The 12,106-nt window shown below is 39.1% G+C and carries 11 protein-coding genes; 4 read left to right on the top strand and 7 right to left on the bottom strand.

From position 1 onward, the window contains the following. The first annotated feature begins 35 nt into the window (after nucleotides 1–35). Nucleotides 36–407, top strand: coding sequence for a YkvA family protein (locus HPC41_RS14185; RefSeq protein ID WP_172394629.1), 372 nt, complete (start codon nucleotides 36–38; stop codon nucleotides 405–407). Nucleotides 408–458: 51 nt separating this feature from the next. Here the strand turns inward: HPC41_RS14185 and purH are convergent, their stop codons facing one another. The 6 genes from purH to HPC41_RS14155 all read right to left on the bottom strand — a co-directional run bounded on the left by purH (nucleotide 459) and on the right by HPC41_RS14155 (nucleotide 7,387). Beyond that, nucleotides 459–1,985 (bottom strand): bifunctional phosphoribosylaminoimidazolecarboxamide formyltransferase/IMP cyclohydrolase, encoded by a 1,527-nt coding sequence (purH, locus tag HPC41_RS14180; RefSeq protein ID WP_172394628.1) that lies wholly within the window; start codon nucleotides 1,983–1,985, stop codon nucleotides 459–461. A gap of 113 nt (nucleotides 1,986–2,098) precedes the next feature. Beyond that, the gene (locus HPC41_RS14175) at nucleotides 2,099–2,737 is read right to left on the bottom strand and encodes a uridine kinase family protein (protein WP_172394627.1); all 639 of its coding nucleotides are present in this window, start codon (nucleotides 2,735–2,737) and stop codon (nucleotides 2,099–2,101) included. Between the two features lie 33 nt (nucleotides 2,738–2,770). Continuing rightward, on the bottom strand, nucleotides 2,771–3,682 hold the full coding sequence (locus tag HPC41_RS14170; protein ID WP_172394626.1) for a LysM peptidoglycan-binding domain-containing protein: 912 nt from the start codon (nucleotides 3,680–3,682) through the stop codon (nucleotides 2,771–2,773). A gap of 11 nt (nucleotides 3,683–3,693) precedes the next feature. Next, a complete protein-coding gene (locus tag HPC41_RS14165; RefSeq protein ID WP_172394625.1) occupies nucleotides 3,694–4,449 on the bottom strand; it encodes a hypothetical protein in 756 nt (251 codons plus the stop codon). Nucleotides 4,450–4,564: 115 nt separating this feature from the next. Then, nucleotides 4,565–6,166: an OmpP1/FadL family transporter gene (locus HPC41_RS14160; RefSeq protein ID WP_172394624.1), complete on the bottom strand. Its 1,602-nt coding sequence runs from the start codon at nucleotides 6,164–6,166 to the stop codon at nucleotides 4,565–4,567. 69 nt (nucleotides 6,167–6,235) lie between these two features. Then, nucleotides 6,236–7,387, bottom strand: coding sequence for a hypothetical protein (locus HPC41_RS14155; protein ID WP_172394623.1), 1,152 nt, complete (start codon nucleotides 7,385–7,387; stop codon nucleotides 6,236–6,238). A 177-nt stretch (nucleotides 7,388–7,564) separates the two neighbouring features. On the opposite strand from HPC41_RS14155, the gene proS reads away from it, so the two are divergent. The 3 genes from proS to agaR all read left to right on the top strand — a co-directional run bounded on the left by proS (nucleotide 7,565) and on the right by agaR (nucleotide 10,831). Then, entirely contained in the window at nucleotides 7,565–9,037 is a 1,473-nt protein-coding gene (gene proS / locus HPC41_RS14150; protein WP_172394622.1) for a proline--tRNA ligase, read from the top strand. Nucleotides 9,038–9,049: 12 nt separating this feature from the next. Next, a complete protein-coding gene (locus HPC41_RS14145; RefSeq protein ID WP_172394621.1) occupies nucleotides 9,050–9,838 on the top strand; it encodes a Rossmann-fold NAD(P)-binding domain-containing protein in 789 nt (262 codons plus the stop codon). Nucleotides 9,839–10,069: 231 nt separating this feature from the next. Next, nucleotides 10,070–10,831 (top strand): transcriptional repressor AgaR, encoded by a 762-nt coding sequence (agaR, locus tag HPC41_RS14140; RefSeq protein WP_172394620.1) that lies wholly within the window; start codon nucleotides 10,070–10,072, stop codon nucleotides 10,829–10,831. Between the two features lie 176 nt (nucleotides 10,832–11,007). Here the strand turns inward: agaR and HPC41_RS14135 are convergent, their stop codons facing one another. Beyond that, on the bottom strand, nucleotides 11,008–12,084 hold the full coding sequence (locus HPC41_RS14135) for an agmatine deiminase family protein (RefSeq protein WP_172394619.1): 1,077 nt from the start codon (nucleotides 12,082–12,084) through the stop codon (nucleotides 11,008–11,010). Nucleotides 12,085–12,106: the final 22 nt, after the last annotated feature.

Raw genomic sequence — 12,106 nt, 5'->3', positions numbered from 1 at the left:
CTTTGTTAAATAAAAAATAATCATAATTTTGAGTTATGAACAGTAGAATCAAAAAGATTGCAACAGGCATGTTTGAGCGATTCAGACACCGTAAAATCACTGAAGAGGAACTGGTGCAGGCAGAATCCAAGGCAAAAAATTTAGGGAGTTACGTTGGCGATTTTAAATTATTGATCGCCATGTGCAAGGATGCAATTACAGGTAAGTTTAAAATGAACAGCTGGAATCTATCCATTATTATCGGAACAATTATTTATGTGATTTCGCCAGTAGACGCCATCCCTGACTTTATTGCTGTCGGTGGTTGGTTGGATGATGTTGCCATTGTCGCTTATGCGATGCGCAAGCTGTCGGAAGAAATAGCACGCTATAAGCTCGAAAAATTGAACTGTGAAATCAGAAAATAAAAAAAGCTACTTTTTAAAAGTAGCTTTTTTTATGAAGTGGTTATACCGTTCTTAATGTTTGAAATGTCTTACACCAGTAGTTACCATTGCAATGCCTTTTTCATTGGCCATGTCAATGGATAATTGATCTTTGATAGAACCACCCGGCTGTAATACCGCTGCGATACCTGCTTCAGATGCAATCTCAACACAATCCGGGAAAGGGAAGAAAGCATCTGATGCCATTGCACAGCCTTTTAAGTCAAAGCCAAAGGAAACTGCTTTTTCAATTGCTTGCTTTAAGGCATCAACGCGTGATGTCTGTCCAACACCTGAAGCTAACAGCGTACCATTCTTTGCAAAAACAATCGTATTTGATTTGGTATGTTTTACAATTTTATTGGCAAAGTATAAATCTTCCAATTGTTCAGCAGTAGGTTTTACAGTTGTTACAGCGACCATTTGCTCAGGCGCTTCAATTGTGTTATCCTTATCTTGAAGAATGACACCATTTAATAAAGTTTTGAATTGTTGAGCAGGTAATTTTACATCTTTACGGACTAGGATAATTCTATTTTTCTTGGCCGTAAGGATAGCAATTGCTTCTGCTGAGTAAGAAGGTGCAATTAAAACTTCAAAAAATAATTTATTAATTTCTTCGGCTGTTGTACCATCAACTTCACCATTGGTGATCAAGACTCCTCCAAATGCTGAAACAGGATCACAGGCCAAGGCATCGATCCATGCTTGCTTGATTGTTGATCGAGATGCGACACCACAAGCGTTTGTATGTTTTAGGATAGCAAATGTAGGTTCGTTGAACTCATCGATTAAAGCTACAGCTGCATCTACGTCAACAAGGTTGTTGTATGAAAGTTCTTTGCCATTTAACTTGTCGAACATGTTGTCCAAGTCACCAAAGAAAATACCTTTTTGATGCGGGTTTTCACCATATCTCAATACTTGAGCTTTTTGCTCAGATTGTTTAAATACTTCAATTGGGCTTTCTTGGTTGAAATAATTGAAGATTGCGGTATCATAATGAGAGGATGTGTTGAAAGCACGTTTTGCAAATTCTTTACGTTGCTCCAAAGAAGTATTGCCTTCTTGGTTCGCTAGAATTTCTTCAAGTGCTTTATAATCATTTTTAGAAGAAATGATGACAACATCATTAAAATTTTTCGCTGCTGCACGAATCAATGAGATTCCACCGATATCAATTTTCTCAATAATATCTTGTTCAGTGGCACCAGAAGCAACTGTTTCTTCAAATGGATACAAATCCACGATAACCAAATCGATCTCTGGTATTTCATATTGAGCAAGTTGCTGTTGGTCTGATTCAAGCGGACGACGTGCTAAAATACCTCCGAACACCTTTGGATGTAATGTCTTAACACGACCTCCTAAAATCGAAGGATAACTAGTCAGGTCTTCTACAGGGACGACAGCTATACCTAAATCTTTGATAAATGTTTCTGTCCCACCAGTGGAATAGAATGTAACACCGTATTTGTTTAATAATTCAACTAAAGGAGCTAGGCCGTCTTTATAATAGACTGAGACCAAAGCATTTTTAATCTTTACAGGATGGTTCATTATGATGGATTTGTTTCGTGGCGCAAAGATAAGAATTTAAAGTCTTGATATCAATTAATCAAGTATTTTTAAATAAAGAGGGTTTACCAATAGATAAGCCCTCTTTATGTATATTATACTAAATTGAGTCTTGTTTTCAGCTCTTCTGAAATCTGATTGGTAATATCCCAGATGGGTTCAGGTTCGTCTGTATTGTTAAATATCACTTGATCGCAAGTGTCCTGAAATGGTAGCAAATACTCCTTATAAGAGGGAAGGACGTGATTGACCCATTTGTACATAACATCGTCTTCAAAGTAACCACGTTCAACTAAATCACGGTGGAGCCTTCTTCGGAGCGCGATATCCTGATCAGCGCTCAGGAAAATTTTATGATTTATAAGCGCATTGACCTCCGTGTAATAAAAAATGAATAGTCCCTCGATGATCAATATCGGAGCCGGCTTTATCTCTAATATCTTGGGGGTGAGCGAAGGGTTATTAAAGGTATATTCTTCTTTATAGATTGTCTCTCCATTAAAGAGAGATTTGATATCCTTATAGAAAGCTTCCCGGTCTATGGATGTCGGAATATCAAAATTATAGAGCTTATTCTCCTCCTGTGTTTTTGTATTGGCAGGAATGTAATAGTCATCTTGGGAGATCAATGTAACCTCATCTGTTTTAAAATGTTTCAAAAAACTATTCAAAAAAAATGTTTTTCCAGAACCACTACTTCCGGCAATCCCTATGACATACGGTTTGTTATTCATTCTTGTTTGCGCTATAAGAGCTATTTTATTTAATTAATTTTCTAAAGGTAATCCGTAGGCAATTTCGACCTGAAAGCGTTTATCCAATGCGCCGATACTTGCCGCAGCGGACTTTGATAGCACTACAATGGCATTTTGGTTTTCGGCATTATCATTAAATTTTCCGACAACCTTTGCGTAGGTAACGCTTTTTGTCATCGGGTTGGTGATTTTTAAGATCGTTCCCACGGGTGCACTTTTGTGAAGGGCGAGATTGCTTGTTCCTTGGGTAGACAAACCATCAATCCATACGCCAATCCCCCGCTCGGATTTTTCGCGTATTCCATAGCGATTTGTTGAAATTTGATTTTCTTCTTTGTCATCAACGTTTGTGGAATCGGGCGTAATAATTTCGATTCCTTTAGGTTCAACCAATTTTGGTCTTTCCGGTGGCAGTGGCTGATTCGGAATCATTAATTTCATTCCACCGCTAATGATGTTGTTTTTTAGGTTATTGGTTTTCTTGATATCTTCAACAGTTATACCAAACCTCTTGGATATGGCATATAACGTCTCTTTTTCGCCAACTATATATTCTGTAAAACCCTGTTGTGGATCTCGTGGATTCAGCTGTGTATTGTTGCCAGACGGTTTCTTTACAACAGGTTTTCGCCCAGTTGGTACTTTAACAATTCGACCGAGGCTTAATGTGCCATTGCCATTTATTTGTGTGAGCTGTCCTACTGTTGTTTTGTATTTCTTGCTGAGTTGATAATAATTATCTCCTTTTTCTATCTTAAAAAGGACAAATTCTTCGCCATTGATCACCTCGGTACCAACGGAATCCGGAATCGCATTTAAATGTAAGGAAGCCAAACTTCTAGCTTCGACTTGTTGAAGAGATAGCATTGAAATCGATAAAATGACTATCTTTTTATATGTATTTAATTCGAATAATAGTTTCATATATTTTGCAATTATACTAAATACGAAACAAACTCCCGTTTATTGTCTGTCAAAAGGAATATTTGTTCGTTAACAAGAAAATAGATGTTGAAAAACTTTAAGGACAACTGATCAACTGCGATTATAGAATCAATTAGCCTCTCTTTTGTTGATCGCACTATCCGGATTTGATAGTGATTATCGGTGTTTTTTTCATAGAAAGCCCAAATAAAATGGTCGTCCAATGTGCTAATCCAAACTTCGCCATTTACGGTGAAATCTGTCAAAAATTGAGGAATTTGACCATTGTAAATTATAGGGTAGACTATTTGGCTGTCAAAAGGTTTAAATAATTCCTCTTTTTTGTTTTCGATGGCCATTGTTTTTAGATCTAAAAACAACTGCATTCCTTGTTCGATCATTTTGGGACGAAGCAGTATTCCGCCATGGACCATTTCTAGAAAAAGATAATTAAACCAAGTTTCTTGTTGATCTGGCTGATAGCAATCTATCAGGTGTACACCTGCATCAATGGGTGAGTTGCTGGAAATCTTTTTTAAGATTAGTTTATGGCATTGAATTCCTGCAAGCACCCACTCTTTGCTTATTGCTTCCAAGTCTTGAATCAGATAATCTCCATCAAAAGTAATGATATTGAAATAGGGGAGTGTGTCTGCTGGATTTCTGGTCTCGACGGCAATCAATCTATTTTCAGCATCGATTTCGATCCGCCAGATGGGGTACGTAAATAAGACATTGAATGCTTTTGAGATTGTCTGATTCGCCATGTGTTTTTCAACCAAGTGGACAAATTTACTAAAAGCTTTTAAATTTTGGCTTTTGGGATTGTAATAAATGAAAAACGTCCAGACTTGCTGGACGTTTTTTTCTGAGAAGAATCTCTTAAAATTTAGAACCGATTGTCAACACGACATTAGTCCGTTGATTTTTGATATTGGCTACTGGACTCGTATTGTTCCAGTACTGCTCATCTATAAGATAAGGTCTTTCCTCATACTTGATGGAATTATAGGCTCCGGTCAGATCAATATACATACCGCGACCAAGTTTTGCACCAATACCTAAAGAAGCTGTATAGTTTGTGTAATCCACATCTTTATAAGGATTACCACTGTAATTAAAACCAGCTCTACCGCTAAAGACATTATTAAATAAAACTTCACCACCAATACGTGCATTGAGGGCACCTTGATAGGTGTTTTTAATGTTTTGGTTCATTTCCTGTTCTAAGGTTTTATTATATGCCCCAGCATCCTTAAAACGCATCGCAGCATAATCAACCCATTCCACATCTGCGGTAATTAATCCTCTGGAGAATACCTGACTAGCACCTAAGGAGAGCTTGTACGGCGTATTCATATTGTACTCGAGGTAGCTATGTCCTGCATCATCGCTGGTGCGATAAGGATCCTTAAATGTTTTGTCCTCGCCTGTTTTAAAATAACGGAATTCGGAATTGCTATAAGACTCGTCTCGGATGCTCATAAATGTCGGCGATTTCGCTGTAAAGCCCATACTAAAGGTCGGTGTGAATTTATAGATTACACCTAATTTGAAATCCACCCCTGTACCATCCGTCGCTTGTGCGTAGTCATCATACAACTCATAATCCTTGTCCAGCATCTCACGTTTTTTAGCATATGCTGCTTCTGGTTTTAGAAAGTCAGAACCTGGATTGCGTTTTGCCAAACTTTCGGAGGTCATGGTTCTGCCATATTCAGTAAACCAGCTGGAATTATCATAGGTAAAAGCTGTAAAACCCAAAGCGGCTCCTAAGTATAATTTGTTGCTATAGTTTGCACCAAAGGATAACACTGATTCTGATTTGCTTCCTTTTTCAAGGATGGAATTGACTTGGTTAAAACCATCTTTTCCATTAAAATTATCAAAGTCAGTAATAGGAAAATAACTCCCTTTATTGCCTGTTTCTTCATCAAATAACAAAGAATTATTATAGACTTCCTGGCCCCAACCGCTCATTCCACCTGGTGCAGACAAGCGGTCAGAATAGGCATCCGCTATTGAACTTGTGTTATTAACACCTTTATACTCTAATAAATTATTATAGACATAATTGCGGTTATAAGCAATACCAACATTAAAATTTAGCCAACCTCTTTCCAAATTCCCGCCATTTCGATATGTTGGTAAATGAAAAACGATGCCGGCATTATCCAGGTTGAAATTATTTTTGCTGCTATTTGAGTTTTGTCCAAAATAATCTGTTTTATTTTTATTGTTAAGATACCTGCCTGTTACAGAGATATCGGATTGATTGAAGTAGCCCAAACCTGCAGGGTTGCCAGTAATTGAACTAATATCACCACCCAATGCGGTAGAAGCATTTCCCATCGCTTTGAAACGAGCAGTACCACCATTGTCCCCTTGGGAAAACAAAAGTACATCTTTCGTATATTGCGCTTGGGCAGTTCCTGCTGCACCTAATAAAAATGCAGTTCCAAAAAGTAATTTTTTGATTGTCATAAGCTAAAATATCGTCTGAAATAAGCAGTAGCACACAAGATTATGTATGCTACTGTAAGCTGTTTTTTACTAGCGTGTACGTCCACCGCTAGATCTTGAACTTCCGCCGCCACCAGAAAATCCGCCGCTGGATCTTGAACTTCCGCCTCCGGAGAAGCCACCACTTGAGCGTGATGATCCGCTATCATAACTTCTTGTTGGTGGAGTATAAGAAGGTCTCGAAGTAGAGCTTGGATAGCCTGAACGACTTTCCATAGAACGACTCATTGGACGGGAAACTTCACCAGAGCTTGATCGAGTTCTCGAAGTGCCATTGGAACTTCGCATACTTGGATATGTTCCATTGGTTCTGTCTGAAGTACGTGTTCTGCCTCTATCAATATAACCGCCTCTTGTAGAGATCCCATCTGAAGATCTAGTTCTACCACCAGATCTATCATAGGAAGAGCTTCGTGATATTGAACCGTCGGAAGTTCTTGTTCGTCCGCCAGCAGTCGATCGTGTACTTGCAACCGAGGTGATGCGTCCTCTTGAATCCCGAGCTACACCTGTGCGGTCATAAGAACCCGAAGTTCTGGTACGAGAAGATGAAGTACGTACATTATAGTTATCTCTATAAGATGAACGGGAGGATGCGTAACGAGGTCTTGAATTACCCCAGTAGCCCCCGCCCCAATAACCATTGCCATACCAACCAGATCCCCAGTATCCACCGCCATACCAGCCGCCCCAAGGGTGATAGCCACCATACCAAGGAGATCCCCAGCCAGACCCCCAGCCCCAGCCTAGGCCGATTGACCAGGAAGATCCCCAACCGGACCCCCAGCCCCAACCTAAACCGAAGGAAGGACCATATCCATACATTCCACCAAATCCATAACCATACCACGGATCGAAGAATGGGTCAAAATAGGTCATTCCTGGGGAGGCATAATAAAACCGGTTTATCCGATTTGCATATTCAAGATCTTCGTAGGAATCGTTATTGTAATCCTGATCTGAATATTCGTCATCATAATAACCGCCCTGTGATTGCCCTTCCTGTTGAACCTGGTCCGCATCCGTGTAATAGTAATCCGGACTTTGATAGACTTTCTGTCTAGCTTGTCCATTATTGCCATAGACATCGTCGCCATAGATTTGCCTACTCGTACCGCAGGAACCTAACATAAATGCTCCTGTCATGGCAAGTGCTCCGATAAATAATCTATTTTTTTTCATAATATCCTAAATCGTTATTTTCGATTATACAGCCTTATTTACTATCTTAGACGCAAATTTCTCGACGGGGTTTAATCGAAGTAATCAAAAATACAAATATTTTTTATTGAACGCTTTTTGTATTGAAATACAGACGAGACTTAACGTTATAATGTTACAATAATTTATCAATTTCATATGAGTAAAGGAATTACAAGTCGTGCAGAAGATTATTCGCAATGGTACAATGACCTTGTGATCAAAGCTGATCTGGCTGAAAATTCAGCTGTACGGGGCTGTATGGTGATCAAACCATACGGATACGCTATCTGGGAAAGAATGCAAGCGATCTTAGACAAAAGATTTAAAGAGACAGGCCATAGCAATGCTTACTTCCCTTTATTCATTCCAAAATCATTTTTTTCTAAAGAGGCGGCCCATGTGGAGGGTTTCGCAACCGAATGTGCAGTGGTCACACATTATAGACTAAAAAATGATGGTACAGGTAAGATCGTGGTGGATGAAGATGCGAAATTAGAAGAAGAACTAATTGTACGCCCGACTTCTGAAACCATTATATGGAATACATACCGTGGCTGGATCGAATCGTATCGTGATCTACCGATTTTAGTAAACCAATGGGCAAATGTTGTTCGTTGGGAAATGCGCACGCGTCTTTTTCTGCGTACAGCAGAGTTTTTATGGCAGGAAGGACACACAGCACACGCAACGAGAGAAGAAGCAATAGAGGAAACAGAACGTATGCTGGACGTGTATGCGGAATTTGCTGAGAATATTCTGGCTGTACCTGTTATACGCGGTCGTAAAACTGAAAATGAACGTTTTGCTGGTGCATTAGATACCTATTGTATTGAAGCTTTAATGCAGGATGGAAAGGCTTTACAAGCAGGAACATCGCATTTTCTTGGTCAGAACTTTGCGAAGGCTTTTGATGTGAAGTTTACGTCTAAAGAAGGGAAACTGGAACATGTATGGGCGACTTCTTGGGGTGTTTCTACACGTTTAATGGGCGCTTTGATTATGGCCCACTCGGATGATCAAGGATTGGTATTGCCTCCAAAACTGGCGCCAATTCAGGTTGTTATTGTTCCAATTTTCAAAACTGAAGAAGAAAAAGCACAGATTGATGTTTTCGTGGATCAACTAACAAACGAATTAAAGATAAAAAATATCTCCGTGAAATACGACGAGCGAGATACTCAACGCCCCGGCTTTAAATTTGCGGAATGGGAGCTAAAAGGTGTGCCTGTACGGGTAGCCGTTGGGGCGCGAGATATGCAAAATGGTACCGTTGAATTGGCACGTCGTGATACACAAACAAAGGAAACTGTAGCACAAGAAGGATTGGCCGGAAATATCGAGCAGCTATTGCATGCAATACAGGAGAATATTTACCAAAAAGCGTTGAATTTTAGGGCATCTCATTTTACGGAAGTGAATTCTTATGATGAGTTTAAAGAAGTGCTGGAAGGTAAAGGCGGATTTATCTCCTGTCACTGGGATGGAACAACAGAAACAGAAAAACGAGTGAAAGAGGAAACAAAGGCGACAATCCGTTGTATTCCTTTGGATGTAAAGGACGAAGAGGGTGTTTGTATCTTCACCGGAAAACCTTCCAACAGACGAGTTTTATTTGCGAAAGCTTACTAATCTTTTGATCTTATGCGGATACTCATATTAGGCTGTGGATGGTTAGCGGAATCATTTGCTAAGGATATGAAACATCAGGGGCATGAGGTCTGGGCAAGTACAACACAATATGAAAAATACCATCGGCTAAAAGCTGACGGTATTTTTTCATTTATTGCCGACTTTGATCAATGCAATGTACCGTCCGACGTGATTCTTCCATGCCAATTTGACTTTGTATTAAACAGTATTCCTGCCAGCAAAAAAAACAGCCTATCGGATTTAGAAATCCGTTTTTCGAATATTTCGAGATTTCTTGAAAATATCCAATGGGCCAAGCAGCTGTTTCTTAGTTCCATTGGGATCTATCCAGACAAGGATGGCGTTTATAGTGAATTGAATGCTGAAGGAATTGAGTTTTCCGAAAAGCTTCTTTTAGCAGAACAGCTCATGTTACAACTGCACGATACTCATGTATATCGACTTGGTGGCTTATTTGGTAAAAATCGCATCTTCGCAAAGTATTTCGCGAATCGTATTTGCACAACAGGTGAACAACCTGCCAATTTTGTCCACCTCGATGATGCCGTGCGTTTAATTACCTTGGCTACTGTAAAGGATTTCAGTCATCGCATTTATAATGTTGTCGCACCAATACACCCGCAAAAAAAAGAGGTTATACTGGCGTCTGCACAAAAATATGGCTTCGATTTACCTGCCAAATTTGAAAAAGGCGATTCTTTTCAGAAAGTAGTGATTGGAAGCCTACTGCAAAATGAATTGGATTATCAATATATCTGGCCTGATCCTTTGGATTTTTAAACTTATGAAAACCGCAGGCCTTACGTTCTTGAAATAAAGTTAAATTTACATATTGGTGTAAATAATTAAATAATTTCATTATTTTAACGTCAGTTCTGCTAGAGAGATTTTATAGAATAGTTGTCCACTAAAATTTGGATAGTGAGTGAGGTATATTTTAGGTATACAGCGCTATTCTTATGAATAAATCACTAGTGGATTTAAGATTTAGCGCATATATTATAAAGAGCCATGACAAACGTAGAACGACATCAATATATTTTAAAACAACTAAAAGAAGTAGGTATAGTCCAAGTGATTGATCTCTGTGAAGAATTGGGCGTATCTTCTGTCACAATTCGAAAAGATTTGACATTATTGGAGGAGAGTGGTCTGCTTTTTCGGACCCACGGCGGAGCGACACAATATAATCCTTATACGACAGATCGGACTGTGTTTGAAAAAGAGAAACTTCGGTCTGATGATAAAAGTAGAATCGGAAAAAAGGCTGCTGAAATGATTGAAGAAAATGATTCAATTATTATTGCTTCAGGCACAACCATGCAATCATTGGCGAGGCAAATTACACCGAAGGGAAATATTACAGTTGTCACATCAGCGTTAAATGTTGCCATGGAGTTAATTAAGTATCCATCAGTGGAAATAATGCAAATGGGCGGTACATTACGGAAAACCTCCACTTCAGTGACGGGTAAGTATGCGGAAAATTTACTGCATGATTTTTATTGTAGTAAGCTATTTTTGGGGGTAGATGGTATTGACCTGGACTATGGGGTGTCAACATCCAGCGCGCAAGAAGCCCAGTTAAACCGTATCATGATTGACACTGCTCAAAAGGTCGTAGTACTTGCCGATTCCTCTAAATTTGGAAGACGTAGCTTTGGTCGAATTTGTGGTTTCGATAAAATTGATATATTGATTACCGACGATAAAGTCAGCGCCGGATTTGTTGAATCGCTCGAGAAATCTGGTGTACAAGTCATTGTTGTGTAGCTTTTAGTTGGTAGCACTAAATGATTTCTGTGAAGTTAGACGCTTCAAACAATAAAGTTCTTATTTTTTCTTTAGCATATTGACCATTTTAAGTGTTTGCTCGTATTAATTAAGCTATAAAAGAAATGCTTCATTGCATATAAATGAAGCATTTTCCTGTAATATTTATTTTATCTTTAGCTGCGCGCCGGTTCTTGCTGACTCAAGCAATGAAAACTACCCAGTCCCCAGATAATGTCTACTGAATTAATCCCTATTACTTTTCGCGACGGAAAGCAGCCTTGGATAATATCTAATGCTTTTTGGTCATTGGCATCCTTGAAAATTGGTACAACCACAACATCGTTTGCAATATAGAAGTTAGCGTATGATGCTGGCAGTCTGGTGTCTTCATAGATTACCGGTGCAGGCATAGGAAGTTCGACAATATTAAGCGGTTCACCATTTAATAATTTGAAAGAACGGAGTGTTTCCAAATTCTCTTGAAGGATCGCATAATTTTCATCTTCAGGGTTTTCTTCGACAACAGTTAAAACTGTATTTTCATTTACAAAACGTGTAATGTCGTCAATGTGGCCGTCTGTGTCATCTCCGACGATCCCGTCCCCTAACCACAGTACCTGGTCTTGCCCATAGAATTCTTTTAGATAAGTCTCAATTTGTTCTTTTGTGAAATCAGGGTTTCGGTTTTCATTGAGCAAACATGCTGTTGTTGTCATAACGGTTCCAGCGCCGTTAAATTCGACAGAACCGCCTTCCATCACGATATTAGGCGTGAATAGAGGGAGATCGAACTCCTCTGCTATACGTGTAGGGACAACGTCATCGAGATCAAAGGGGGGGTATTTGCCGCCCCAGGCATTGTAGCCCCAATCAATAATGGCTTTTGTATTTGAATGTTGATTGACAAGGAAGGCAGGACCATGATCTCTACACCAAGCATCATTAGTTGGATTGAAATAAAATTCAATATTGCTAAAATCAACTGTTACTTTTTTCAATTCTGTGATCGCAAACACCTTCATGTCTTCGTTAGCTACATTAATTCTTACTTTTTGCCCAGCAGCAACAGTTTTAATGAATTCGCAATAAGGCGCGTATATGGTTTCAATTTTTCCGGGCCAAGATTCCTCTTTATGCGGCCAGCTCAACCACATAGCTTCTTGTTTTGCCCATTCAGGGGGGAATGTGAAACCTTGTTTTTTTGGAGAATTGTCAAAATATGCCTGAGTGAAAGTACTTTCTTGTTCCATGCTTTATAATGTAAAAAGCCAT

This window comes from Sphingobacterium prati (assembly GCF_013167215.1).
Lineage (GTDB): Bacteria > Bacteroidota > Bacteroidia > Sphingobacteriales > Sphingobacteriaceae > Sphingobacterium > Sphingobacterium prati.
Note: the sequence above shows the minus strand (reverse complement) of the source record. Positions and strands in the feature narration are given on the sequence as shown.

What these genes read in the sequence shown, in the direction of transcription:
- HPC41_RS14185 (WP_172394629.1), top strand. Translation starts at nt 36, where the DNA reads ATGAACAGTAGAATCAAAAAGATTGCAACAGGCATGTTTGAGCGATTC.
- purH (WP_172394628.1), bottom strand. Translation starts at nt 1,985, where the DNA reads ATGAACCATCCTGTAAAGATTAAAAATGCTTTGGTCTCAGTCTATTAT.
- HPC41_RS14175 (WP_172394627.1), bottom strand. Translation starts at nt 2,737, where the DNA reads ATGAATAACAAACCGTATGTCATAGGGATTGCCGGAAGTAGTGGTTCT.
- HPC41_RS14170 (WP_172394626.1), bottom strand. Translation starts at nt 3,682, where the DNA reads ATGAAACTATTATTCGAATTAAATACATATAAAAAGATAGTCATTTTA.
- HPC41_RS14165 (WP_172394625.1), bottom strand. Translation starts at nt 4,449, where the DNA reads ATGGCGAATCAGACAATCTCAAAAGCATTCAATGTCTTATTTACGTAC.
- HPC41_RS14160 (WP_172394624.1), bottom strand. Translation starts at nt 6,166, where the DNA reads ATGACAATCAAAAAATTACTTTTTGGAACTGCATTTTTATTAGGTGCA.
- HPC41_RS14155 (WP_172394623.1), bottom strand. Translation starts at nt 7,387, where the DNA reads ATGAAAAAAAATAGATTATTTATCGGAGCACTTGCCATGACAGGAGCA.
- proS (WP_172394622.1), top strand. Translation starts at nt 7,565, where the DNA reads ATGAGTAAAGGAATTACAAGTCGTGCAGAAGATTATTCGCAATGGTAC.
- HPC41_RS14145 (WP_172394621.1), top strand. Translation starts at nt 9,050, where the DNA reads ATGCGGATACTCATATTAGGCTGTGGATGGTTAGCGGAATCATTTGCT.
- agaR (WP_172394620.1), top strand. Translation starts at nt 10,070, where the DNA reads ATGACAAACGTAGAACGACATCAATATATTTTAAAACAACTAAAAGAA.
- HPC41_RS14135 (WP_172394619.1), bottom strand. Translation starts at nt 12,084, where the DNA reads ATGGAACAAGAAAGTACTTTCACTCAGGCATATTTTGACAATTCTCCA.